The 23,637-nt window shown below is 61.2% G+C and carries 21 protein-coding genes and 4 pseudogenes; 7 read left to right on the forward strand and 18 right to left on the reverse strand.

Annotated elements, in window-relative coordinates; all coding sequences use genetic code 11:
* The first annotated feature begins 57 nt into the window (after positions 1–57).
* Entirely contained in the window at positions 58–1,884 is a 1,827-nt protein-coding gene (gene mobH / locus B597_RS43175) for a MobH family relaxase (protein ID WP_003292110.1), read from the forward strand.
* A 401-nt stretch (positions 1,885–2,285) separates the two neighbouring features.
* On the opposite strand, the gene B597_RS48000 is transcribed toward mobH, so the two are convergent.
* From B597_RS48000 to tnpB, 3 genes are all read right to left on the reverse strand, one after another.
* Positions 2,286–2,660, reverse strand: a complete 375-nt coding sequence (locus B597_RS48000) for an IS66 family transposase (protein WP_152028203.1) — start codon at positions 2,658–2,660, stop codon at positions 2,286–2,288.
* 63 nt (positions 2,661–2,723) lie between these two features.
* Positions 2,724–2,810 (reverse strand): hypothetical protein, encoded by an 87-nt coding sequence (locus tag B597_RS48005; protein ID WP_376699742.1) that lies wholly within the window; start codon positions 2,808–2,810, stop codon positions 2,724–2,726.
* Between the two features lie 84 nt (positions 2,811–2,894).
* Positions 2,895–3,140, reverse strand: coding sequence for an IS66 family insertion sequence element accessory protein TnpB (tnpB, locus tag B597_RS48010; RefSeq protein WP_395538732.1), 246 nt, complete (start codon positions 3,138–3,140; stop codon positions 2,895–2,897).
* Between the two features lie 572 nt (positions 3,141–3,712).
* Here tnpB and B597_RS46685 point away from each other — a divergent pair.
* Positions 3,713–4,748, forward strand: a pseudogene (locus tag B597_RS46685) (IS110 family transposase).
* A 312-nt stretch (positions 4,749–5,060) separates the two neighbouring features.
* Here B597_RS46685 and B597_RS43185 read toward each other — a convergent pair.
* Positions 5,061–6,491, reverse strand: a complete 1,431-nt coding sequence (locus tag B597_RS43185) for an FAD-binding oxidoreductase (RefSeq protein ID WP_003292106.1) — start codon at positions 6,489–6,491, stop codon at positions 5,061–5,063.
* A 308-nt stretch (positions 6,492–6,799) separates the two neighbouring features.
* Between B597_RS43185 and B597_RS43190 the strand changes: the two are divergent.
* A pseudogene (locus tag B597_RS43190) lies at positions 6,800–7,138 on the forward strand (ISL3 family transposase); the annotation flags it as partial.
* A 187-nt stretch (positions 7,139–7,325) separates the two neighbouring features.
* On the opposite strand, the gene B597_RS43195 reads toward B597_RS43190, so the two are convergent.
* From B597_RS43195 to salA, 11 genes are all read right to left on the reverse strand, one after another.
* The gene (locus B597_RS43195; protein WP_003292104.1) at positions 7,326–7,766 is read right to left on the reverse strand and encodes a GlcG/HbpS family heme-binding protein; all 441 of its coding nucleotides are present in this window, start codon (positions 7,764–7,766) and stop codon (positions 7,326–7,328) included.
* Positions 7,767–7,796: 30 nt separating this feature from the next.
* Positions 7,797–7,988 carry a 2-hydroxymuconate tautomerase gene (locus tag B597_RS43200; protein WP_003292102.1) on the reverse strand — a complete coding sequence of 64 codons (192 nt, stop codon included), beginning with the start codon at positions 7,986–7,988 and terminating at the stop codon, positions 7,797–7,799.
* Between the two features lie 48 nt (positions 7,989–8,036).
* The gene (gene dmpH, locus B597_RS43205; RefSeq protein WP_003292101.1) at positions 8,037–8,831 is read right to left on the reverse strand and encodes a 2-oxo-3-hexenedioate decarboxylase; all 795 of its coding nucleotides are present in this window, start codon (positions 8,829–8,831) and stop codon (positions 8,037–8,039) included.
* Positions 8,828–9,868, reverse strand: coding sequence for a 4-hydroxy-2-oxovalerate aldolase (gene dmpG / locus B597_RS43210; protein ID WP_003450283.1), 1,041 nt, complete (start codon positions 9,866–9,868; stop codon positions 8,828–8,830). The genes dmpH and dmpG overlap by 4 nt, the downstream gene beginning before the upstream one ends.
* 12 nt (positions 9,869–9,880) lie before the next feature.
* Positions 9,881–10,804, reverse strand: coding sequence for an acetaldehyde dehydrogenase (acetylating) (locus B597_RS43215; RefSeq protein ID WP_003292099.1), 924 nt, complete (start codon positions 10,802–10,804; stop codon positions 9,881–9,883).
* A 14-nt stretch (positions 10,805–10,818) separates the two neighbouring features.
* Positions 10,819–11,604 carry a 2-oxopent-4-enoate hydratase gene (dmpE, locus tag B597_RS43220; protein ID WP_003292096.1) on the reverse strand — a complete coding sequence of 262 codons (786 nt, stop codon included), beginning with the start codon at positions 11,602–11,604 and terminating at the stop codon, positions 10,819–10,821.
* 11 nt (positions 11,605–11,615) lie between these two features.
* Positions 11,616–12,464 (reverse strand): alpha/beta fold hydrolase, encoded by an 849-nt coding sequence (locus B597_RS43225; RefSeq protein ID WP_003292095.1) that lies wholly within the window; start codon positions 12,462–12,464, stop codon positions 11,616–11,618.
* A 10-nt stretch (positions 12,465–12,474) separates the two neighbouring features.
* On the reverse strand, positions 12,475–13,935 hold the full coding sequence (locus B597_RS43230) for a 2-hydroxymuconic semialdehyde dehydrogenase (protein WP_003292094.1): 1,461 nt from the start codon (positions 13,933–13,935) through the stop codon (positions 12,475–12,477).
* Between the two features lie 34 nt (positions 13,936–13,969).
* Positions 13,970–14,893: a catechol 2,3-dioxygenase gene (locus tag B597_RS43235; protein WP_003292092.1), complete on the reverse strand. Its 924-nt coding sequence runs from the start codon at positions 14,891–14,893 to the stop codon at positions 13,970–13,972.
* Positions 14,890–15,228, reverse strand: coding sequence for a 2Fe-2S iron-sulfur cluster binding domain-containing protein (locus tag B597_RS46690; protein ID WP_003292091.1), 339 nt, complete (start codon positions 15,226–15,228; stop codon positions 14,890–14,892). Before B597_RS46690 ends, B597_RS43235 begins: the two co-directional genes overlap by 4 nt.
* Positions 15,229–15,670: 442 nt before the next feature.
* Positions 15,671–16,984 carry a salicylate 1-monooxygenase gene (gene salA, locus B597_RS43240; RefSeq protein ID WP_014819623.1) on the reverse strand — a complete coding sequence of 438 codons (1,314 nt, stop codon included), beginning with the start codon at positions 16,982–16,984 and terminating at the stop codon, positions 15,671–15,673.
* A 155-nt stretch (positions 16,985–17,139) separates the two neighbouring features.
* Between salA and nahR the strand changes: the two genes are divergently transcribed.
* Positions 17,140–18,042 carry an HTH-type transcriptional activator NahR gene (gene nahR, locus B597_RS43245; RefSeq protein ID WP_003292087.1) on the forward strand — a complete coding sequence of 301 codons (903 nt, stop codon included), beginning with the start codon at positions 17,140–17,142 and terminating at the stop codon, positions 18,040–18,042.
* Positions 18,043–18,097: 55 nt separating this feature from the next.
* Here the strand turns inward: nahR and B597_RS0223780 are convergent.
* Positions 18,098–18,286: pseudogene (locus B597_RS0223780) on the reverse strand (transposase domain-containing protein); the annotation flags it as partial.
* Positions 18,287–18,715: 429 nt separating this feature from the next.
* On the opposite strand from B597_RS0223780, the gene B597_RS43250 reads away from it, so the two are divergent.
* Together B597_RS43250 and B597_RS43255 are read left to right on the forward strand one after the other, a co-directional pair.
* A complete protein-coding gene (locus B597_RS43250; RefSeq protein WP_014819624.1) occupies positions 18,716–19,696 on the forward strand; it encodes an IS5-like element ISAch1 family transposase in 981 nt (326 codons plus the stop codon).
* Entirely contained in the window at positions 19,696–21,114 is a 1,419-nt protein-coding gene (locus B597_RS43255) for an FAD-dependent monooxygenase (RefSeq protein ID WP_003292084.1), read from the forward strand. The genes B597_RS43250 and B597_RS43255 overlap by 1 nt, the downstream gene beginning before the upstream one ends.
* Positions 21,115–21,680: 566 nt before the next feature.
* Here B597_RS43255 and B597_RS43260 read toward each other — a convergent pair.
* Positions 21,681–22,202, reverse strand: a pseudogene (locus B597_RS43260) (IS5 family transposase); the annotation flags it as partial.
* 122 nt (positions 22,203–22,324) lie between these two features.
* On the opposite strand from B597_RS43260, the gene B597_RS43265 reads away from it, so the two are divergent.
* A complete protein-coding gene (locus B597_RS43265; protein ID WP_003292082.1) occupies positions 22,325–22,552 on the forward strand; it encodes a hypothetical protein in 228 nt (75 codons plus the stop codon).
* Between the two features lie 30 nt (positions 22,553–22,582).
* Here the strand turns inward: B597_RS43265 and B597_RS43270 are convergent, their stop codons facing one another.
* Complete coding sequence (locus tag B597_RS43270) at positions 22,583–23,518, reverse strand: MBL fold metallo-hydrolase (protein ID WP_003292081.1); 936 nt, start codon at positions 23,516–23,518, stop codon at positions 22,583–22,585.
* Between the last annotated feature and the right edge of the window lie 119 nt (positions 23,519–23,637).

The raw sequence follows: 23,637 nt of genomic DNA on the forward strand, positions 1-23,637 counted from the left end.
CCCTATCCTGAAAAGGCCAAAAGGCGCCCCTGAGCAGCCCGTCATCCGGGGTTCGCCATGCTCTCGCTGTTCCAGCGCAAACGGGTGCCACCCACCGCCGGCACACCGCCCACCTCCGGCATCGAAACTCCAAAAGGGTCGATGCGGCCGGAGTCGGCCGCATCGCTGCTGGCCACGCCGCGCCGGCAGAAACTGCTGGAACACATCTGGCAGCGCACATCGCTCTCACGCCGACAGTTCGCCGCGCTCTACCTCGCCCCACTGGAGCGCTACGCCGAGCTGGTCCAGCAGTTCCCGGCCTCCGAGAACCACCACCACGCCTATCCGGGCGGCATGCTGGACCACGGTCTGGAGATCGTCGCCTATGCGCTGAAGCTGCGGCAGTCATACCTGCTGCCTGCGGGCGTCACGCCGGAGGCACAGGCGGCCCAGGCCGAAGCCTGGACCGCAGGCACGGCCTACGCGGCCCTGCTGCACGACATCGGCAAGATTGCGGTCGATCTGCACGTCGAACATGCCGACGGCAGCGTCTGGCATCCCTGGCACGGCCCGCTGCGAAAGCCCTACCGCTTCCGTTACCGAAAGGAGCGCGAGTACCGCCTGCACAGCGCCGCCACCGGGCTGCTCTACGCGCGCCTTCTCGATCGGGACATCTTCGACTGGCTCAGCGGCTATCCCGACCTCTGGGCCGCGCTGCTGTACGTGCTGGCCGGCCAGTACGAGCACGCCGGCACGCTCGGCGAACTGGTCGTGCAGGCCGACCAGGCATCGGTCGCCCAGGAACTCGGCGGCGATCCCAGTAAGGCGCTGGCGGCACCCAAGCATGCGCTGCAACGCAAATTGCTCGACGGCTTGCGCTACCTGCTCAAGGAGGAATTCAAGTTGAACCAGGCCGGCCCGGCGGACGGCTGGCTGACCCAAGACGCCCTGTGGCTGGTGAGCAAGACCGTCTCCGACAAGCTACGCGCACATCTGCTGTCGCAGGGCATCGACGGCATCCCGGCGAGCAATACGGCGGTGTTCAACGTGCTGCAGGATCACGGCATCGTGCAACCGACGCCGGATGGCAAGGCGATCTGGAAGGCTGCGGTCACCAGCGAGGCCGGCTGGTCGCACGCCTTCACCTTCCTGAAACTCTCGCCGGCGATGATCTGGGATGCCGCCGACCGGCCGGCGCCGTTCGCAGGCCGTGTGCAGGTCGAAGAGGAACAAGCGGAGCCGACGCCGCAGGCGCCGGCGGTGGCCGATGGGCCGCGCGCGGAAGGCATCGAAGCTGCATCCGCGAGCACGGCGCCGGTCGCATCCGCAGCCATGGACACCGGCGTGGCCGCGCTGCTCGACCTGCTGGGCGACACCGCTCCACCCACGGCACCGGAGATCCCGAGTTCCCCTGTTGCCGAGCCCGAGCCGGCCCCTTCGACCGTGCCCCCGCCGCAGATGGGCCTCGCGCCTTCCCAGGATCGCGCGGAGCCCTCCGGGGCGCACTTCATGGCCTGGCTGCGTCAGAGCATCCAGACGCGCAAGCTCATCATCAACGACGCCAAGGCCCTGGTGCATACCGTCGCCGGTACGACCTACCTCGTCAGCCCCGGCGTGTTCCAGCGCTACGCGCAGGAGTACCTTCAAGTCGTCGCGCTGGCCAAGCAGGAGAAGCTGGAGGGGTGGCAGTGGGTACAGAAGCGCTTCGAGAAGCTGGGACAGCACCGCAAGCAGCCGAGCGGGCTGAACATCTGGACCTGCGAAGTCACGGGGCCGCGCAAGTCGCGCCGGCTGCACGGCTACCTGCTCGCCAGCCCGGATGCGCTGTTCCAGGAGACGCCGCCAGACAACCCATACCTGCGGCTCCTGCATGAGGACTTCTTACCAAGCGCGAACCCTCTGTAAAACCTGCCCCCTATCCAAGCCGGGAATTAGCAATCTAGGTTGAGCAGGTCGTGAGCTGCATTAAGCGCATGCTGAGCGGCATCGCCCCCCATTTAGCAACCGATCACGGTTAAGCCCGCCTCCGCGAACCCATGCTGTGGGTAGGTGCCCGTTTTCGGCTCGTCTTATGAAAAAAGGTGAGCGTCCAGCCGTCCCATCGTTACTCAGGTTGAGACGCCGAGGGGCAACAGCTCCTCGATCTGGCTGTTGGGCCAGATGGGCAGTTTTTCCCGGGGTGTCCTTGAGCCAGGCGCCGGGCTCGAGACCGTTCAGTCTGGTGGTGGCCAGCACGCTCTGGATGGCGGCGGCGCGGTAGCTGCAGCCGGTCGTGTAGGGCCTGCAGTTTGGGCAGGGCTTTCTGTTCACGCAGCAGCTGCCGGACGGCCGCGTCGAGTGCGCGGGCGCGCCAATCGAGGGCATAGAGATCGGCGATGCGCCGCAAGGCCTCGGCTGTCACTGGGCTCCAGGTCGTTGCTGCGGTAGGCCCAGAGTAGGCTCAGATATAGGGGCGTTTGGTTTTCCCCTCGCCGGGATCGAGTTGCCGCAGAGGGTGTTTCATCGGCATGCAGCACCTGGCGTTGGAGCAATAAGGCGCGCAGCCGATCCACCAGGGGCTCAAGGCCACGCCGTAGCGCCCGACTCACTCGGCGAGGGCCGAACGGGCAGGGTGACGCCGTCACGGGCAGCGATCTGTTCGAGGCGGTAGAGCGGCAGGCGGTCAGGTCAGGCGCGGCCATGCCGCCTTCGATCACTGCCGGCGGAACCGGCGCGGCGCTGATGCTTTCGCACGGGCGGCAGGCTTATTGCGGGCGACTGTGCCAGTGGACGAAGGACCTGGCCAGGATCAGGTCGAGCTGCTCGCTGATGTCTTCGCCGATCTTGACCAGCGCGGCGCTGCATTCGGCGGCATGGAACTAGCGAAAACGGCCTTGATGCAGACGGCGCTGACCCAACCACACACCGGTGCCGTCCTACTGCGACAGCTTTAGCCGCGAGCCGTGCCGATTGCGAAAGGCATAGGTCGTGCCATCGCAGGGTGGTCGCCCGAGGGCCTGCTGAAGGTGCACCGAAAGCCCGTCGATCCCCAAGCGCATGTTGATCGGTCGGCCACCAGCCAAACCTGGGCCGGCATTCGCGTCAGGCCATCCCCCGCAGCAATCCGGCCAACCAGCTTGCATCGACGTCCGCCGGCAACGCCAACCGCCAGCCACTGGCATGCCTGCAGCAGCCACGCCCCGGCGGACGGCTCCAGCACTGCCACGGGCACCAGGGTAAGCGGCGTGGCCGCCCGCTTGCTGCGCCTGATCCAGTAGGCCAGTGCCTCGGGTTTGAGCGCATGCTACTGGCAATAAGCAACTGCGTCAGCCCGCTGTCCTGCCAGGCCTGAACATGCCGAGCCCAGGACTCGCGGCGCGCGTGCATCGTTTCCATATAAATCCCCTACTGGAAAAGCACAGGATGCAGGGCGGGGTGTTCGAGCAAAAAGGGGGGGGGACGCTTACTGTCGATACGCGGCGGCAGCCGCAAGACCGTCGCCGCGAGCAGCCTGTCCAGCACGCTCGAATACATGGATGAAAAGCGCATGCAGGCTGATACCGGTAGTTTGCGAAACGGCGCGGAGGATCAGCGCGGAGCTGGGCAGCAGCCAGGGTAGTTGGCTGCATGCCGAGAAGATCGGCGGCTTTTGCTGCCTGGTGGGTTCCGCGCGTTCGAGATTCGGGTTAATGAGATGGTCATCCCCACCCTCCGAGGGCACACTTTCGCAGGGTGTTTTATTTCGGAGGCCATCATCACGAGCGCAGTTGCACTGGTAGGGATTGATCCGGGCAAGCAAAGCTTTCATCTACACGGAAAAGACGGCTCTGGCCGGAAGATCTTTCGCACGAAAGCGACACGCCAGCAAATGATGCGATTGCTTGGCATCCTGCCGGCTTGCACGGTGGTGATGAAGCCTGCGCCGGAGCGCACTTCATGGCGCGCCAACCGACGGCGCTCGGGCATGAAGTGAAATTGATCTCGCCGCAGTTCGTGCGTCCTTTCGTCAAGGGCAACAAGAACGACTTCATTGATGCCGAAGCGATCTGGGAAGCCGCCTCGCGGCCCAGCATGCGCTTCGTCTCGCCCAAGACCGAGGCCCGGCAAACGCTTTCGGTATTGCACCGGATGCGTGATTCGCTGGTGCGTGATCGTACCAAGACGGCCAACCAGGCCCACGGTTTCCTGCTGGAGTTCGGCATCAGCCTGCCCAAGGGACTATCGCTGGTCAGACGACTGCCGAGCACGTTGGATGAGCATGAGCTGCCGCCTCGGCTGGTCGCACTCCTAACGCGCCTGCATCAGCATTCACGCTATCTGGACGGACAGATCAAGGCACTGGACAAGGAAATGACCACCCAGCTTGAGGAAGATGACCTGGGGAGTCGCTTGCTGACGATTCCCTGTGTCGGCCCGATCACGGCCAGCCTGTTATCGGCCGAAATGGCGATGGCAAGCAGTATGGCGGCAGCCGTGATTTCGCGGCATCGGTGGGGCTGGTGCCCCGCCAGCACAGCACCGGCGGTCGAGCCAATTTGCTGGGGATGAGCAAACGAGGGGACAAGAATCTGCGGCGACTTCTAGTGCAATGCGCCCGGGTCTAGCCGCAGCGCCTGAAGCATCAGCAGGGCGCCCTGGCCGACTGGGTCCGTTCGCTACGAGAGCGACGCCGCTCGAATCACTCGAATGTAGTGGTGTGCGCCCTGGCCAACAAGTTCGCCCGAATCGCCTGGGCGATCGCTGCCAACCACTCGGAATTCGAAGCAGGGCCAGTCGTCTACGCCGCCTGACCCGGCCATTACAGCTGTACCACGGAACACCCTTCCAGGTTTTGCGATGCTGAACAACCGATGACGTGAACGGCCACCGGCTTGGTGAAGAACCTGACATAAAAAACGGCTTTCGAAGCCGCCGGCTTGTCAGGATCACCAGGCGCGACTCTCATCGTGGCGCGAGGCAGCCCAAACGAGACGCCGGATAGATTTACGCAAGCCATAGAATCATCGCTGGTCAGTATTGCAGAAACGGGGTGACCGTAAATTTTTTCTTCAAAAAATCTCTTGCAGCACCCATCAGGCGGCGACCGCCGCCACCACCCCCACTCAAGACGCCAGAATCTTCCCCGGATTCATGATCCCGTGCGGATCGAGCGCGCGCTTCACCGTCGCGATCAAGGACAGCTCCGCCGGATTGCGGCTGTAGTGCAACCACGGCCGCTTGTGCAGCCCAATGCCGTGCTCGGCCGAGACCGATCCCGACAGGCTGCGCACGATAGCGTAGAATGCGGCCTCGATGCGCTGTTCGGTCTTGCGGTCGTCAGTCGGCAGCGAACCCACCACGATATGCACGTTGCCGTCGCCGACGTGGCCGAAGTAGATCGCCCGAACGCCGGGGAAATCGCGCGCCAGCGCCTCGCGCATCCGGGCCACGCATTCCTCGATGCCCGAGATGGGCGCGGACACGTCGAAGTTGATGGTGGGCGCGAAGGTGCGCAGCATCTCGGAGATGGCATCGCGCAGTTCCCAGAAGGCTTGGGTCTGCGTGTGAGATTGGGCCACGGCGGCGTCGGCGATCCAGCCTTCGGCCAGCGCGTGTTCCAACATCGCCTCGAAGCGCGCCGCATCCTCTTCGGGTGCGGCCGCCTGCAGGTCCAGCAGCACGTATAGTGGATACGTGGCCGGCAGCGGCGCGGCGATGCCGCCGGCGGTTGTGGCCGCGGCATAGTAGTCCTGCCACATCATCTCGAATGCGCTGACCCGGCCGCCCAGGAGCTGCTGCGCATGGCGCAGCAGCTTGATGGCCGAGCCGAAATCGGGCGCGGCTACCAACGCGGTATTGGCGCCCGAGACGCCCGGATGCAGGCGGAGCACGGCCTGCGTGATGATGCCCAGCGTGCCCTCGGTGCCGATGAACAGATGCTTCAGATCGGGGCCGGCATTGTTCTTGACCATCTTGTTCATCATGGACAGCACGGTTCCGTCGGGCAGCACGGCTTCCAGTCCCAGCACCAGGTCGCGCGCCATGCCGTAGCGGATCACGCGGTTGCCGCCCGCATTGGTGGCGATGTTGCCGCCGATCTGGCAGGAGCCGCGCGCGCCCAGGTCCAGCGCGAACAGAAAGCCCGCCGCCTGCGCGGCTTCCTGAACGACCTGCAGCGGCGTGCCGGCCAGCACGGTCATGGTGGCTGAGGCAGGGTCCAGTTCGACCACGCCGGACATGCGCTCCAGTGAAACGAGCACGCAGCCTTCTATCGGCGTGGCACCGCCGGCCAGGCCGGTCAGCCCGCCCTGCGGCACCACCGGGCAGCGTCCTGCATGGCATAATGCCAGCACGCGCGCAATTTCGGCGGTGTCGTGCGGGCGCACCAAGGCCAGCGGCCTGCCGCCTTCCTCACCGCTCCAGTCGTTCAGGTACCGGGCCTCGATGTCGGCGCCCGCCAGCACTTCGCCGATGCTGGCGTCGGCGCGCAGCGCGGCCAGAATTCGTTTAGGGTTCCAGGGCCCGGACGCCGGTTCCGATGCAGTGATGTTCATGAAGAGACTCCTCTTCCAGTTTATGGAACGGCCAGCGTGTCCAGCCTTTATGATGGGCGGCCGCGGATTCTGGGGAAAGAGCGAGTTACTAACCCGAAATTTTGTATCCGGACAGTCAAAAAGTTTTCCGATAAATATCCATGAAACCCATAACACGCTGATGCTTTTGTGTTTTTATGATGTCAGACAATACCCCGAAATATCATTGCGATGTTCGAATACTTTGTTCCTCATTAGTAACAGGCGAGGAAGTGGGTAGATTGGCAGTCGCTAAACATCCCAACCCCCACACCCTGCTGTCGCCATGCAGCGGCCAGGCGATTCGCCCATTCTTCGAGTGGCTCGGTGAGCACTGCCAGCATATCGAGGCGGTCGCCATGGACATGAACACCGCTTTCGACCTGGAAGTGCAGCGGCACTGCCCTCAAGCCGACGTGGCCTACGACCTGTTCCATGGGGTGGCGCGCTACGGTCGTGAGGTGATCGACCATAGTCGCGTCGACCAGGCCAACCTCCTGCGCGATAACAAAACAGCGCGCAAGGTGGTGGTCAAGCGCAGCCGCTGGCTGCTGCTGCGCAACGCTGAGAACCTCAAGGACGGCCAAGCCGTGCAGTTGCAGGAATTGCTCGCCGCCAACCAGCCATTGGCCCACGGTCTATCTGCCACCGCCAAACTGAACGGGCTTGCCGACCTAGCATCCATCGGCTGATCTGTTTCTCGCTCCGCTTATTACCGAAACCGCCTAAAGAGATCAGAAGGCCAGTCAATGCTGCTGATTTCCTTCTGGAAGCCAGCCGCATGATGCGTTCGGGCGCGAAAGTCGAAATCTACCTCTACCCCAAACTGGATGCCTCATGATGCCCTATGGCCGCCAAGCCCGCTGCCGCGCAGGCTTCGTCCTGCCCCTCGTCGGCCCCAGAGACGCCGATGCCGCCGATGCATTCACCATCGAGTAGGATCGGCAGGCCCCCGCCGAACACCACCAGCCGCTCGCGTCTCGGCAGGCCGATGCGCAGGCGCGGGTTGTCACCCAGCACGTCGAGCCAGTCGCGGGTGGGGAAGCCGAAGCTCACGGCGGTGTACGCCTTGTCTTCGGCAATTTCCCGTGAATGTAGAAAGGCGCCGTTCATGCGCAGATAGGCCAACGGCAGGCCGGAGTGGTCAACCACACAGACGTTAATGCGCACGCCTAGCTTCTCTGCATGTGCCACGGCCGCACGGGTGGCGGCATAGGCGGCTTCCCAGTGCAGCGAGCGTTGATTCGTTGTTCTCATGTGCCGGACTCTGTGCAGGAGGAGGCAGGCTCATCGACCAATGGCCTTGGCGCTTTCGCCGCCGATGCCGAAGTGGCCTTTGGGCATCTCGGTTATAATCACTCGCACGCTGGTCAGCGGCGCATCCAGGGAGCGCGAGATGGCCTCGCTGACTTCGCGAATGAGGGTTTCCTTCTGCTCGTCGCTGCGGCCTTCAAGGATGTGGATCTGGGCAATAGGCATGGTGTGCCTCCTGAAGAAGAGGCCGCCCGGGCAGGGCGGCCGGATGGCTCAGACGAAGCGCGCGGAGACGCTGCCAAGCCCCTGGTAGCGCACGGTGATGTTGTCGCCCGGCGCTACTGCGACGGCGGCGGTGATGCCGCCAGTCATGATGAAGGTGCCGGCCGGTATGTGTTCGTCGCGCTCTGCCAGCAGGTTGGCCAGCATGGCCACGCTGGACAGCGGATGGCCGAGCACTGCGGCGCCGGCACCAAGTTCCACCACCTCGCCGTTCTTCTCCATCACCACGCCGAGAGTGCGCAGGTCGACATCCTCGAGGTTGGCCATGCGGCCTCCGGTGATGTAGCGGGTCGACGAGGCGTTGTCGGCCACCACGCTGATCAGGTCGAACTTGAAATTCTCATAGCGCGAGTCGATTACCTCGACGGTGGGGATCACGTAGTCGACCGCGGCGATCACGTCGCCGATATGGCAACCAGGCCCGACCAGCGGTGCCTTGGTGACCACCGCGATTTCCGCCTCGATCTTGGGGTGGATCAGCTTGGAACAGTCCACCGTGCCGCCGTCGGGCACGCTGAAGTAGTCGGCGAGAAAGCCGTAGATCGGCGTCTCCACGCCCATCTGTGCCATCTTCGCCCATGAGGTCAGGCCCATCTTCAGGCCGACGATCTTGTTGCCGCGCTCCTCCTTGCGCCGGCGGATTTCCCACTGGATGTCGTAGGCATCGGCGAAGGTCATCTCGGGATAGTCGTTGGTGACCTTGTGGATGTCATGGGCCTGCAATTCGGCGTTCTCGATGTGCTCGGCCAGGGCCAGCACCTGCTCGCGGTTGAGGGTACGGTTCATGCGCTCACCTTCTGGTTCTGGCGGGCCCGGGACATATCCAGGGCGAGGTCTTCGATCATGTCTTCCTGGCCACCGACGGTGCCGCGGCGCCCCAGCTCGACCAGAATGTCGCGGGCCGGCACGCCGTATTTCTTCTCGGCGCGCTGGGCGAACAGCAGGAATGAGCTGTATACGCCGGCATAGCCCAGGGTCAGCGCATCGCGGTCGACGCGGATCGGCTGGTCCATCATCGGCACGACGAGGTCTTCGGCCACATCCATGATCTTGTAGAGGTCGATGCCGGTTTCCACGCCCATGCGCTTGCACACCGCGACGAAGACTTCCAGCGGGGTGTTGCCGGCACCCGCGCCTAGCCCTGCGACCGAGCCGTCGATGCGCGAGGCGCCGGCCTCGATGGCCGCCAGCGAGTTGGCGATGGCCATGCCCATGTTGTGGTGACCGTGGAAGCCGATCTCGGTGGCCGGGTTCAGCTCGGCGCGCAGCAGGCCGATCTTCTCGCTGACTTCATCGGGCAGCATGTAGCCGGCGGAGTCGGTGCAATAGATGCAGTTGGCGCCGTAGCTTTCCATCAGCCGCGCCTGCTCCAGCACTTTTTCGGCGCTGATCATGTGCGCCATCATCAGGAAGCCGACGGTATCGGCGCCCAGCTTGCGCGACATGCCGATGTGCTGCTCGGAGACATCGGCCTCGGTGCAATGCGTGGCCACTCGAATGGTGGAGACGCCACAGTCGAGCGCCATCTTCAGGTGGTCGACCGTGCCGATGCCCGGCAGCAGCAGGGCGGATACCTTGGCCTGCTTGAGGCGCGGGATCACCGCACGCAGGTATTCCTCGTCGCTGTGCGCGGGGAAACCGTAGTTGATCGAGCGACCGCCGAGGCCGTCGCCGTGGGTGATCTCGATCAGTGGCATGCCGGCGGCGTCGAGGCCGGTGGCGACCGCGATCATCTGCTCGAGGCTGATCTGGTGGCGCTTGGCGTGCATGCCGTCGCGCAGGCTCATGTCGTGCAGGGTGACGTTCTTGCCTTGCAGATTCATGGTGCGACTCCTTTAGGCCAGTGCCGCTTCACGACGTGGCAGTTGAATGGTGCCGCTGGCGATTTCCTCGGCGAACATCTCGCCGGTGCGCAGGGCGGCGGCGGTCATGATGTCGAGGTTGCCGGCGTACTTGGGCAGGTAGTCGCCCAGGCCCTCGACCTCCATGAAGATCGAGACGCGGTTGCCGTCGAATACCGGGCCATTCTTCAGCCGGTAGCCGGGCACGTACTTCTGCACCTCGGCGATCATCGCGTGGACCGATGCGGTGATCGCATCCTGGTCCGGTTCGGTTTCGGTCAGGCAGTGGATGGTGTCGCGCATCATCAGCGGCGGCTCGGCCGGGTTGACGACGATGATCGCCTTGCCTTCCTTGGCCCCGCCGACCTGCTCGATGGCGCCGGCGGTGGTGCGGGTGAACTCGTCGATGTTCTTGCGGGTGCCCGGGCCGATGGAGCGCGAGGACACGGTGGCGACGATCTCGCCGTAGGCCACCGGCTGCACGCGCGATACCGCGGCGACCATCGGGATGGTGGCCTGGCCACCACAGGTGACCATGTTGACGTTCATTTCCAGCGTGCCGACATGCTGCTTGAGGTTCACCGGCGGCACGCAGTACGGGCCGATGGCGGCCGGGGTCAGGTCGACCATCAGCACGCCCAGCTCGTTGAGCTTGCGGCTGTTCTCGGCGTGTACATAGGCGGAGGTGGCATCGAAGGCGATGCGGATATCGTCCTCGAGCACGTGCGGCAGCAGGCCGTCGACGCCCTCGGCGGTGGTCTTCAGGCCGAACTCGCGGGCGCGCTTGAGGCCATCGGACTCGGGGTCGATGCCGACCATCCAGACCGGCTCGATCCACTCGGAACGCAGCATCTTCATCACCAGATCTGTGCCGATGTTGCCCGGGCCGATAATGGCGGCTTTCAGTTTCTTGCTCATCAGGCTGTCCTCGATCAGATGAAGCGCACGGAGGCGCTGCCGATGCCGCCGATCTCGACGCGCATGAAATCACCGGCCTTGACCGGTTCCAGCGGAACCAGCGAGCCGGACAGGATCACTTCGCCGGCCTTGAGGCCAATGCCGAAGTGGCCGAGGGTGTTGGCCAGCCAGGCCACGCAGTTGACCGGCGAGCCGAGCGCAGCCGCTCCAGCGCCGGTGGAGAGCAGCTGGCCGTTCTTCTCAACCAGCATGCCGCAGGTGACCAGATCGACCTGGCGCGGTGAGACGGCCTGGTCCCCCAGCACGAACAGCCCGCAGGAGGCGTTGTCCGCGACGGTGTCCTGGATCTTGATCTTCCAGTCCTGGATGCGCGAATCGACCACTTCGAAGCAGGGGATCACGCATTCGGTGGCAGCCAGCACGTCGGCGTTGGTCACGCCCGGCCCCATCAAATCCTTCTTGAGGATGAAGGCGATCTCGCCCTCGGCGCGTGGCTGGATCAGCCGCTCGCTGATCGGCATTGCCTCGCCGCTGTTGTAGACCATGGCATCGGTGAGGTAGCCGAAGTCCGGCTGGTGCACGCTGAGCATGTTCTGCACGGCCTTGCTGGTGACGCCGATCTTCTTGCCGATCACCCGCTCGCCGGCCGCCAGGCGGCGTTCGAGCATGCGCAGGGAGATGTGGTAGGCGTCCTCGACCGTGATGTCGAAGCCGCGGCTGGTCAGCGGCGACACGGTCTCGCGCTGGACCATCGCCTGGTAGAGCTCGTCGCCGAGTTCGTTGATCAATGTCTTGTCCATATCGGTCTCTCTCAGGAATGGAGGGCGTCGGCCTCGGCGAGGAAATTCTCGACCAGGCGGGCGAAACGCTCGGCGTGTTCGATCTGGGTCCAGTGGCCGCAATGGCCAAAGACGTGGAGTTGGGCGTTGGGAATCCACTGCGCGAGGGTCAGCGAAGCCTGCAGCGGGATGATCCGATCCTCGCGGCCATGGATGACCAGGGTTTCGTGGGGCAGGGCGCGGATATCGGCCTCGTTGCTGGCCAGATCGTCGACTCCGTTCTGCCGTGGCGGCGGGAACATCGCGGCGAACGACTCCTGGAAGCCCGGGCGGATGCTGGCTTGGTAGCGCAGCTCGGCCAGCTCGTCGTTGACCAGGGTGCGGTCGTGGGCGAACAGATCGAGCAGCCTGCGCATGTTGGCCAGCGACGGCGTGTAGCCCCACGCCATTTCCAGCCCCTCGGTGATCGGAAAGGCCACGCCGACGCTGCCCATCAGCACCAGCCGGCGCACGCGCTCGGGGTGACGGATGGCCAGTGCCAGCGCCAGCCCGCCGCCGAACGAGTTGCCGACGATGTCGCCCTGCTGGATGCCGAGGGCGTCGAGCACGCCGATGGCATGCTCGACCCAGCGCGCCTGGCTGTATTGTCCATCGGCCGGACGTTCGCTGTAGCCGAAGCCGAGCATGTCCGGAGCGACCACCCGGCGCGTCTGCGCCAGCTGCGGAATGATCCCGCGCCAGTTGGCCCAGGCGGTGACGCCCGGCCCGGAGCCGTGGATCAGCAGAACCGGGAAGCCTTCGCCCTGATCATGCAGGTTGGTGCGGTAGCCAGCGGCGAGGATTTCGCGACCGATTTCAGGGCTTTGCTGCGGTGCGTTCATGGCCAGCTCCTCAGAGTTTCACACAGATGTTTTTCAGCTCGGTGTAGAATTCCAGCGAGTGCACACCCCCTTCGCGCCCGATGCCCGACTGCTTGCTGCCGCCGAAGGCGGTGCGCAGGTCGCGCAGGAACCAGCTGTTGACCCAGACGATGCCGGCCTCGATCTGCCCGGCGACGCGGTGGGCGCGCGAAGCGTTCTCGGTCCAGATCGCCGAGGCCAGGCCGTAAGGCAGGCTGTTGGCCAGTTCAATGGCTTCCTCCTCGCTGTCGAACGGGCGGATATGGCAGCAGGGGCCGAAGATTTCCTCGGTGACCACCGCCGAATCGTCGGTCAGGCCGGTCCAGATGGTCGGCTGCACCCAGGCGCCGCCGGCCAGGTGCGCCGGCATCTCCGGCACGCCGCCGCCGGTGACAACGGTGGCGCCGTCGTCGACTGCCTGCTGGTAGTAACTGAGGACTTTTTCACGGTGCTTGTGGCTGATCAGCGGGCCGAAATTGGCCTCTGGATCGTTCGGTTCGCCGATCTTCAACGCTTCGGCGCCGGCCTTCAGGCGGGCGACGAACGCGTCGAAGATCGGCCGCTCGACATACACCCGCTCGGTGCCCAGGCAGACTTGGCCGCAGTTGGCGAAGGCCGAGCGCAGGGTGCCCTCGATGGCCTTGTCCAGGTCACAGTCGGCGAAGACGATGCCGGCGTTCTTGCCGCCCAGCTCCAGCGACACCTGGCGCACGCCCTTGGCCGCGGCGCGCATGATGGTTTCGCCGGTGCCGGTCTCGCCGGTGAAGGTGTAGGCGTCGACGTCCGGGTGCTCGGTGAGGAAGGCCCCGGCCGAATCGCCGCCGAAACCGTGCACCACGTTGTACACGCCGGCCGGCACACCGGCGGCCTGCATCACCTCGCCGAGCAGGGTGGCGGTCAGCGGGGTTTCCTCGGATGGTTTTACCACCACGCAGTTGCCGCAGGCCAGGGCCGGGCCGACTTTCCAGGTCATCAGCAGCAGCGGCAGGTTCCACGGGCTGATCACGCCGATCACCCCCTTGGGCCGGCGCACGCCGTAGTTGAGTGCACCGGCGCCGTCCGGGGTGGCCATCTCGAAGGCTTCGGTCGGCACGTTCTTGATCAGGTCGGCGAACACCTTGAAATTGGCCGCGCCGCGCGGAATGTCGATGTGGCTGGCCAGGGATTTGGGCTTGCCGGTGTCCAGGCATTCGGCCTCGAGAAACTCATCGAAGCGCGCCGTGACGCCATCGGCCACGCGATGCAGAATCTCAGCGCGCTCGGCCACCGTCATCTTCCCCCATGGTCCCTTCAGCGCAGCGCGTGCCGCCCTGACCGCGGCGTCGACCTCGGCGCGGCCGGCCTCGTGCACGCGGCCGATCACCTGGCCATTGACCGGGTTGATGTCCTCGAAGGTGCGGCCGCTGGCCGAATCGACGAAGGCACCGTTAATGAAATGCTTGATCTCTTTCATCTGCGCAATCTCTGCAATAAGTCGAACCGAACCATCAGGTCAGCACGGTCATGAATCGTTCGTTGAGCACACGGTCGTGATAGAAGATCGCCTTGCCCAGGTCCTTAGCCAGCCAGGTCACCGGCTTGTGATCCGGATAGCTGTAGTTGCCGCCGCAGAACACCTCGCTGCGGTTACCGGACGGGTCGAAGAAGTAGATGGTCTTGCCGTGGGTCAGGCCATGACGGGTCGGGCCGATGTCGATAGAGGTGTCGGTCATGGAGATCAGGTCGGCGGCGCGAAGCACGTCTTCCCAGGTTTCGAGGTGAAAGGACACATGATGGAGGCGGCCTTTTTCCGGATGGTGAATGAAGGCCACGTCGTGGGCCTTGGTCGACAGACTGAGGAACTGGGCGACGCGCGTGCCATTTTCGTCCAGCACCTGTTCGGCCAGATAGAAGCCGAGCACCTTGGTGAACAGGTCATAGGTCGCCGGCAATTCGTCGCCATACAGTAGGCAATGATCGAAACGCACAGCCGCCATGCCTTTCAGATCGCGCGGCCATGCCTCGGGATTGACCTCATTCACACCCCACTTTCCAGTATATTCCTTGTCTGCATACAACTCGAAGTGATGCCCGGAGGGTGCCTGGAAGCGCACGCGCCGGCCACAACTGTTCAGCTCACCTGCGGGTAGCTGCTCAACGGCACAGCCATATGCCGTCAGATCCCGCTCCAGTTGCCGGAGAGCATCCTCATCCACAACCTTGAAACCCATAAAATCCATACCAGGTTCGTCGGCTTCGCGTAGCACCACGGAGAATTTGTCAACTTCGGTCCAAGCCTTGAGATAGACACGGCCCTGATCGTCACGGTCCATCTCGATCAGGCCCAGCAACTCGACGTAGTGTTCCAGGGCCTTGCTCATGTCCAGTACACGCAGCTGCACATGGCCGGGGCGCATTATACCTTTGTTCATGACGTCACCTTTTCTCTTTGTTGTGGGTCGACCGTATTTTCATAGCACGGCTTTGAATAACGCTCGATACATAGATCGCTACGGGCAAACAGTCGGCAGGCCAGGGCGTAGCCTTGTTCGCGGGCCTCTACCGGTACGTGCTTGCAGCTCATACGCCCGCATTCGTAATCACCGGTCAGCACCCGCACCTTACACAGGCCGCACCCGCCGCCGCGACAGCCAACTGGTAGGCAGTGCTTGTTCTGGGCCTCCATAGCACGAAGCACTGACTGCTGCGGCTGGCAGACGAAGCTCTCCCCATCAGGCCGTACAGTGATTTCAAAGACCGTTGGCATCCCGCCTCCGTCGACATGTGCGTCAGTGGGCACCGCTGCAGGACCTCCAAATACAAGTCCTGACCAGTTTGGCGATCGCTAGGGAAGTATTGATTGTCATCGCGGGAGCGCTGATTATTAAGGTGTAACGGAACGAACTCTTGTTATTGGTTTGCATTGTTCTCTCTAGCGATGCTCTTTGGCGCAGCATGTATGAAATCCTAATGGGTTACCGTGGTATCTGCGGTCCACTGGCACCAATGCGGTGGCTGCCTGTGCTTAGATCAGAATCTAACTATATTTACAGATCCAACGGCTCCCATGGGCGTCGGCCTAGCGGCTGAAACAAAGTGATATTTTGCACCTAGCACTAAACGCAAGCCTATGTGCATCACGTAACCCGTTCGCAGAAAACACTTCAATTACTCGCCTTCGAAACCTTAGCCACTATCGACACGGCCTCTTACCCTTGACGCAGCGCAATTTGCTCATGCGCCTCCCAGCCCATGCGCAGTCGGGCCTCAGCCACATCGGCATCGAGATCATGGTTCCATAGCCAGTCGAAACGAGTCGCCAGTATTTCCCCCACCAGCTGTTCGTCCGCACCTACAATGGGGTCGCGCAACTCGTATAACTCGCCGGTTTCCACAGTGGTTCGTTGCACACGACAGGCATGAGGGCGGCGCAGGTCGTCGTAAGCTCCAAGCAGCTCGGGGAGGTTGCCTGTTTCGGTCCGACTATCGCCCAACAGCCGGGCGAGGAAATAGGCGTCCTCAAGCCCTTGCCCTGCACCGGCCCCTTGGTGCGGCAGCATGGCGTGCGCTGCGTCGCCGATCAGGGCAACCCGACCGTGTACGTAGCCTGGCAGTTCCGGCAGGTCATGCAGTGCCCAGAGAGTTGGCGCCGGGATGCACCCCAGTAAGGCGCGCGGGGCATCGCCCCAGCCCGCGAACGCATCGAGCATCTCGCGCTGGCTCGCTTCCCGTACCCAGGGAGCGTCCGCGGGCCAAGTCGGTTCCGGCTGGCTACGGTCGGAGGTGAACGCTACCACGTTGACAATGCGGCCTTTTCTCACCGGGAAGGTAAGAATATGGCCATCGAGCCCTAAGTACATCTGCGGGACATCCACCAAGTGCTCGTCAATGCCCTTTATTCTAAAGGCTTCGCGCAGTTGCAGGCTATCTACCATGCCCCGGTATGCACAGGTACCGCTAAAACGTGGTTCTAGATGATCCAGCCCCTGACCTTCCAGCACATAGCTACGAAGCGCTGACTTAATGCCGTCGGCGCCGATTAGAAGATCGCAGCGGTACTCTGTGCCGTCGGCGAATAGCACTTGCAGTTCATCACCCTGCTGCTCGATTTGGGTGGCACGCTTCCTAAATTGGGCGATACCTTCTGGAAGGTGTCTTACTAGGGCGTCAAGGAAATCAGCCCGGTGTACAGAGGACTGACCTACGCCCGGCGCAATGGTGGCGCCTAGATAGCTAGCATCGCTACCGCGCCGCCATTCAAACCAAATATCCTCCCAAGGCTGCGGAGTCCGATCAGCAACCTGAAAGTAGGATTGACCCAAACCCAAACCGACAATGGCGCGCACTGCGTTAGGCCCGAAGGACACACCAGCACCGACTTCACCGAACGCCGGGGCAGCCTCGAATAGCTGCACATTAAGATGGGAGTGTTTGCACAAGCTCAATGCCAAGGCAAGGCCTGAAATTCCGCCGCCGACTATAGCGACGCGCAAGGCTGGTTTCTTAGCGTTCATGTCGTTCATGCAATACCTGTCATGACTTTATTATTGGGATATCTCCAACAGTAGCGAAGCCATAACTATTGATAAATACACTAATCCCTATATTATATATTCATAGTGAGAATGTCCGATGCTGCCGCTCTGGCAGGACCACGTCAACAGCATAGCGAGGCTCCATGGAACTGCATGACCTGGATTTAAACCTGCTGGTAGTATTCAACCAGTTGATGGTCGACAAGCGTGTCTCTATCGTCGCGCAAAGCCTAGGCCTAACCCAACCTGCCGTAAGCAACGCCCTGAAGCGCCTGCGCACCGCACTGCAGGACGAACTATTCGTGCGTACCCACCAAGGCATGGAGCCTACGCCCTATGCTGCACATTTAGCTGAGCCTATCGCCCATGCCATGCACAGTCTGCGCGAAGCGCTACATCACGAAGAGCGTTTCGATCCTTTAACCAGCGAGCGTACCTTCACCTTGGCCATGACCGACATTGGTGAGATATATTTCATGCCGCGGTTAATAGATGCGCTCACTCGTAAGGCCCCCCATTGCACAATCAGCACGGTACGCGGCAGCTCGGTGAGTTTGGGACAGTCGTTACTAGACGGTACAGTAGATTTGGCCGTAGGCCTGCTACCCAACCTACAGGCCGGCTTCTTACAGCGTCGGCTTCTCCATAACCGCTACGTGTGCTTGTGCCGTAAGAACCACCCGGCCACCAGAGAGCCACTGACCTTGGAGCGCTTCTGTGCCTACAGCCATATACGTGTCATCGCCGCCAGCACTGGCCACGGCGAAGTAGATTCCCATATGGCGCGAGCTGGCATCCGGCGGGACATTCGCCTAGAGGTTCCGCACTTCGTCGCCGTCGGCCATATCCTCCAGCATACGGAGCTACTCGCCACCGTACCTGAGCGCTTCGCTGACTGCTGTGTAGAGCCCTTCGGTTTGAGCGTGCTGCCAATCCCCATCGACCTACCAGAAATCCCCATTAACATGTTCTGGCACGCAAAATATCACAAGGACCTAGCCAACATCTGGTTGCGACAACTGATGTTCGAGCTGTTTTCGGATTGAGTGACAATCCGGGGTGATCGATACGTAAGCGTACGCCGAACTCACCTTGCGTGATTCAGGCAGGTACCCACTGATGCGGCAGCAGTTGGCCGATCTTACTGGCCCGCTGCGTAGGCAGTCGTGTCAGCACGTCCTTGAGATAGGCATACGGATCATGTCCGTTCATGCGGGCCGACTGGATCAGGCTCATGATCGCCGCCGCTCGTTTGCCGCTGCGTAGCGACCCGGCAAACAACCAGTTCGATGGACTTGCCCCTACCAAACCGGACACCAACTCCCCGTTGATGCTACTGCCAAGCGCCTGAATTCCCTCGGCGAGCGATATTTCAAAGCGCTGTGCGGATGCTGCTCGTTCTAATCAACATAAGCAGCCTCGACAAGGCCGCGACGTTAGCCCAGGTGGGTCAGTTTTACATCGGCCTTGACACATGCAGCTGCATACTTTCCCCTCAATATTCATGCCGGCGATGATATCTATACAAATTCGCTTATTTACTTATATAACAGCCTTCTCTATTTTTCACCCAACGGCATCATTAATGGGAGCGTGGTCAGAGCGGGCTCTCACGCCACGGCATGAGACGCTGCAACTCACCGCCCCTGTTAAGGAAACTCTGAAGAAGACTTCCTGATTTGGCAAAATGCCCAGACTCTCCACCCGCCCGAGTTTCCGATGAAGCAGATGACCTTCGCCGACGCCGAGTACGCCGGTAAGCGCAAGCAGACCCGCAAGGAATTGTTCCTGATCGAGATGGATCGGGTTGTGCCATGGAAGGGTTTGATTGCCTTGATCGAGCCGTATTACCCCAAGGGCGAAGGCGGCCGACCCGCCTATCCGCTGATGGCGATGCTGCGCGTACATCTGATGCAAAACTGGTTCGGCTACAGCGATCCGGCGATGGAGGAAGCGCTGTACGAGACCACCATCCTGCGTCAGTTCGCCGGGTTGAGACTGGAGCGCATTCCGGACGAGACCACCATCCTCAATTTCCGCCGGCTGCTGGAGAAGCGTGAGTTGGCGGCCGGTATCCTTGGCGTGATCAATGGCTACCTGGGAGATCGCGGCCTGTCGCTGCGCCAAGGCACCATCGTCGATGCCACGCTGATCAATGCGCCGAGTTCGACCAAGAACAAGGACGGCAAACGCGACCCGGAGATGCACCAGACCAAGAAGGGTAACCAATATTACTTCGGCATGAAGGCCCACATCGGAGTGGATGATGAGTCGGGTCTGGTACACAGCGTAGTCGGTACGCCAGCCAACGTGGCGGATGTCACTCAGGTCGACAAGTTACTGCACGGCGACGAAAACGTCGTTTGCGCCGATGCCGGCTACACGGGCGTCGAAAAGCGCTCCGAACATGAAGGCCGGGCGGTGATCTGGCAGGTCGCGGCACGCCGCAGCACTTACAAGAAGCTTGGCAAGAGCAGCCCGCTCTACAAAGCCAAGCGCAAGGTCGAGAAGGCCAAGGCGCAGGTGCGGGCGAAGGTCGAGCACCCGTTTCGGGTGATCAAGCGCCAGTTTGGTTACACCAAAGTTCGCTTTCGAGGGCTGGTGAAGAACACGGCGCAGTTAGTGACGCTGTTCGCCCTGTCGAACCTGTGGATGGCGCGCCGACATTTACTGGCGAATACAGGAGAGGTGCGCCTGTAATGTGGGAAATGGCCGGCGCGAGGTGCTCGCGGCGGCTAAAAATCCAGAAAAAATGGATGATTCGATCGTTTTTTAGACGAATCGCCGCTTTTAAAATTGGCAGGGCTGAAGTCAGCCAGAAATACGTGACTACTTCAGACCATCCTTATAAGAAAGAGATAATAATTATGAATGAAAAAGAAACCAATAAAATACGCCGCATTGCTGTGGTCGGTGGCGGCATCGGTGGCTTGACCTTTGCGATTGCGATGCGCCACCACGGTATCGACGTTGATATATACGAGCAAGCGGAGGAGTTGCGTGAGGTGGGTGCCGCGGTCGCATTATCCGCCAATGCCACGCGTTTTTATTATAACCACTGGGGTTTGGGCGAGGAGTTTGACGAGGCTGCGTTTGAAATCTCTGCTTTGATCTACCGGGACGGAAAGACTGGCCGTGAAATCGGCAGGCACGCCGGCGGGCTGGCGTATCGAGACCTTTTCGGCGGCCCATATCTCGGCATCCACCGGGCCGAGTTGCAACGAATCCTCTCCACCAAGGTGGGTATGGAACGCATCCACCTGAATAAACGCCTAGTAAATATCGATGACACTGGCGAACAGGTAGTGTTACATTTTAAGGATGGCAGCAAAGCGGAAGCCGATATAGTCATCGGTGCTGACGGGATGCGTTCCACCGTACGGAATTTGATGCTCGGCTATGAAGATTACATATACGCGGGGTACACAGCATTTCGTGGGATTGTTCCAATCGATAAAATACCGAGCATGCCTGATCCGACCGCTATTCAATTCTGGATGGGTGAGTCCGGCCACTGTCTTCACTACCCGATCGGCGGAGACAGAAAAGGAGACATCAATTTCTTTCTCGTAGAGCGCACTCCGACGACTTGGCCACTAAAACAGTCGACTGCGCCTACAGACGACGGTGAACAGCTACGCCTCTTCAAGGACTGGCATCCTGCTCTCGTCGAGATGATCGCTTCGAACACCTTGAAGACAGTAAATCAGCGATGGGGAATGGTTTATCGTATGACCCTTGGCCGCTGGAGCAAAGGTCGGGTAACGCTGCTCGGTGATGCTGCACATTCCCTAGTACCGCACCATGGACAGGGTGCCAACCAGTCGATCGAGGATGCCGTGGTCCTTGCTGACTGCATTGCCGCTGCGGGTTCCGCGTCGATTGCAGAAACCTTTGAACGTTACGAGCGACTGCGTCGTGGCCGGGCGCGCAAAGTTGTGTATGCGTCCGTGACCACTGGCGATATGTTGCACTTGCCACCGGGTGAAGAGAGGGATCGGCGCGATGCACGTCTTGCATCTCATGATGCCATGGTGCATCACCTCGATTGGATCCACGGCTTCGATGCTAGCGATCTCAACGAGCCGGATGAACGCCAGGGCGGCACCTGGTTGTGATGCGGGCTTTCTACGTCACCTCGGAATGTAATTTACCGTAGAAGACCTGTGGTGCAATGCTACTCACCTAAGCGGAGCAGCATTGCGATTAACCGGGAAGCGAGTTGTGGAAATCTTTACCATCCTGGGTCTTGATGGCCTAAGCCTCTTGGGGCACCTCTAAAAACACTCATCCGGACTGAGCCAGGATTCGAAAGTGCAGCTCCTTGGCATCCGAACGCCGACTTGGGCGCTCGCAGAGCGTCGTGAATGGCCGGTTGCATCACGCAACCGGTGCCCGGTTCAGGTCATTTCCAGCAGGCTCGACACTATGACGACGTTTATATGAGGTTCACTTGTGTTAGCCGTACCCGCTCATCCCTAGCTAATCTCCGCCTTGATGCTGGCAGATTCAGTCTGGCCTCGCGGTTCGACCTACCGAAATATCGGCGGTAACATTGTCCCAGAGCTTCAGACCCGGCTGTTACCGGCCACGCCTGTCTGGGTAGGGAACGAGTGGTGGAACAGTCGGTTCCGTCGGGCGTTAACCTGCGGAACAGAAACCCATGCGACTTTCGGGTCGCACTGCCGAAGTAATATTGGTTACCCTTCTTGGTCTGGTGCATCTCCGGGTCGCGTTTGCCGTCCTTGTTCTTGGTCGAACTCGGCACATTGATCAGCGTGGCATCGACGATGGTGCCTTGGCGCAGCGACAGGCCGCGATCTCCCAGGTAGCCATTGATCATGCCAAGGATACCGGCCGCCAACTCATGCTTCTCCAGCAGCCGGCGGAAATTGAGGATGGTGGTCTCGTCAGGAATGCGCTCCAAGCTCAACCCGGCGAACTGACGCAGGATGGTGGTCTCGTACAGCGCTTCTTCCATCGCCGGATCGCTGTAGCCGAACCAGTTTTGCATCAGATGTACGCGCAGCATCGCCATCAGCGGATAGGCGGGTCGGCCGCCTTCGCCCTTGGGGTAATGCGGCTCGATCAAGGCAATCAAACCCTTCCATGGCACAACCCGATCCATCTCGATCAGGAACAATTCCTTGCGGGTCTGCTTGCGCTTACCGGCGTACTCGGCGTCGGCGAAAGTGATCTGTTTCATCGGAAACTCGGGCGGGTGGAGAGTCTGGGCATTTTGCCAAATCAGGAAGTCTTCTTCAGAGTTCAGAGCCCAACATGTGCCGTATTGTTATTCAGCAGATCATGGCAGGGAGCCCGCCCAGCATGGTGAGCGAAACCCTGGAAGGATTGGCAGAGGATTTACGGCAATTTCACGCGCAAGGCTTGCTCAAATTCTGTCCGAAGGACACCGCTCAGTTGCTCTGGATGTCCGCCCTTGGTGCACTGACTTTTGCTGTCAGTGTGGAGAGTACCGCTCTGGAAGGCTCGGATGAGCCTTCCTTACAAAAAGCGCTGCTCGATATAACGCTGGATGCGTTATTCCAGCAATGATGAGATTCGGCAGCCCGGCCGCTTTGCTTGTTATGGCGCCGATGCCGAGTCTACTTCGACTGGCGAAAACTCTGCGGGTACCCACGAATAGCCGTTGCCTGTGCCCCGTACATGCCCCAGACCGGGGAAGGGGAGATGCGCGCCAGCCACCCAGAATTTTTCCTCGGAACTGAGAGCCAGCATCCTCATTCTGGAAGATCGGGCTTGTTCCTTGTCCCAGTCAGCCTCTATGACCACCTCAGGATGCTTGAACTGTACTGCATGGTTATGCAGCACGTCGCCCCAGACCATCAAGTTGTCATCACCAGCGCGGAAAAGATAACCGGTATGTCCCGGGGTGTGACCGTGGCTGGGCACACTTTCCACACCGGGGAGAATATCGGTTTTGAAACGCTGGAGTTTTTCCTCAACATATGGCGCCACTGCTGCACGCGCCATATTGAAGAACGGCTGGTCGGCTTCGGCGACATCATCCAATGAGGTATCCAGCCAGAATTCCGCTTCAGCCTGGGGAATATGAATGGTTGCATTGGGAAACACTGCGGCACCTTCAGCATCTGCCAGACCGCAGGAGTGATCAGGATGAAGATGCGTAAGAAGAACAGTGTCGACCTGCTCCGTCGTGTAACCCGATGCCTGGAGGTTTTCTTTCAGAAAGCCCATGGTCGAACCGAAACATGCTGCCGCCCCGGCATCCACCAGAATCAGATTATTGCCCGTATTGATGAGGTATCCATTTACAGCTGTCTGTATGCCGCTTTCGGCATCGATGAACATCGCATCCAGCAGGCTATCCAGACTCTCGGTGCTGATCCCCTGCAGCCATTCCGGATCAAGACGAACATAGCCGTCATACAAAGCGGTGACCTCTAGATCGCCCATATTCATCCGATAGTAACCGGCGACCTGCTGCGGCTGTGTGGCGACCGGCTCTGCGGTCACCGGCGATAATGCGATGCCGTTCATGAGGCTCGCACAGCCGACCGCTGCAGCGAACCGGTATAGGGTGCGTAACGTGGACATGAATTATATTCCCGGTTTGATGAATAATAATCATGAACGAGTGTATCGGCGATATAAGCGCG

Origin of the sequence: Stutzerimonas stutzeri KOS6 (assembly GCF_000307775.2) — a bacterium.
Lineage (GTDB): Bacteria > Pseudomonadota > Gammaproteobacteria > Pseudomonadales > Pseudomonadaceae > Stutzerimonas > Stutzerimonas stutzeri_B.

Coding starts and splice junctions, on each gene's coding strand:
- mobH (WP_003292110.1), top strand. CDS start 58: ATGCTCTCGCTGTTCCAGCGCAAACGGGTGCCACCCACCGCCGGCACA.
- B597_RS48000 (WP_152028203.1), bottom strand. CDS start 2,660: ATGGCCGCGCCTGACCTGACCGCCTGCCGCTCTACCGCCTCGAACAGA.
- tnpB (WP_395538732.1), bottom strand. CDS start 3,140: ATGCCAGTGGCTGGCGGTTGGCGTTGCCGGCGGACGTCGATGCAAGCT.
- B597_RS43185 (WP_003292106.1), bottom strand. CDS start 6,491: ATGAACATCACTGCATCGGAACCGGCGTCCGGGCCCTGGAACCCTAAA.
- B597_RS43195 (WP_003292104.1), bottom strand. CDS start 7,766: ATGAGAACAACGAATCAACGCTCGCTGCACTGGGAAGCCGCCTATGCC.
- B597_RS43200 (WP_003292102.1), bottom strand. CDS start 7,988: ATGCCTATTGCCCAGATCCACATCCTTGAAGGCCGCAGCGACGAGCAG.
- dmpH (WP_003292101.1), bottom strand. CDS start 8,831: ATGAACCGTACCCTCAACCGCGAGCAGGTGCTGGCCCTGGCCGAGCAC.
- dmpG (WP_003450283.1), bottom strand. CDS start 9,868: ATGAATCTGCAAGGCAAGAACGTCACCCTGCACGACATGAGCCTGCGC.
- B597_RS43215 (WP_003292099.1), bottom strand. CDS start 10,804: ATGAGCAAGAAACTGAAAGCCGCCATTATCGGCCCGGGCAACATCGGC.
- dmpE (WP_003292096.1), bottom strand. CDS start 11,604: ATGGACAAGACATTGATCAACGAACTCGGCGACGAGCTCTACCAGGCG.
- B597_RS43225 (WP_003292095.1), bottom strand. CDS start 12,464: ATGAACGCACCGCAGCAAAGCCCTGAAATCGGTCGCGAAATCCTCGCC.
- B597_RS43230 (WP_003292094.1), bottom strand. CDS start 13,935: ATGAAAGAGATCAAGCATTTCATTAACGGTGCCTTCGTCGATTCGGCC.
- B597_RS43235 (WP_003292092.1), bottom strand. CDS start 14,893: ATGAACAAAGGTATAATGCGCCCCGGCCATGTGCAGCTGCGTGTACTG.
- B597_RS46690 (WP_003292091.1), bottom strand. CDS start 15,228: ATGCCAACGGTCTTTGAAATCACTGTACGGCCTGATGGGGAGAGCTTC.
- salA (WP_014819623.1), bottom strand. CDS start 16,984: ATGAACGACATGAACGCTAAGAAACCAGCCTTGCGCGTCGCTATAGTC.
- nahR (WP_003292087.1), top strand. CDS start 17,140: ATGGAACTGCATGACCTGGATTTAAACCTGCTGGTAGTATTCAACCAG.
- B597_RS43250 (WP_014819624.1), top strand. CDS start 18,716: ATGAAGCAGATGACCTTCGCCGACGCCGAGTACGCCGGTAAGCGCAAG.
- B597_RS43255 (WP_003292084.1), top strand. CDS start 19,696: ATGTGGGAAATGGCCGGCGCGAGGTGCTCGCGGCGGCTAAAAATCCAG.
- B597_RS43265 (WP_003292082.1), top strand. CDS start 22,325: ATGGTGAGCGAAACCCTGGAAGGATTGGCAGAGGATTTACGGCAATTT.
- B597_RS43270 (WP_003292081.1), bottom strand. CDS start 23,518: ATGAACGGCATCGCATTATCGCCGGTGACCGCAGAGCCGGTCGCCACA.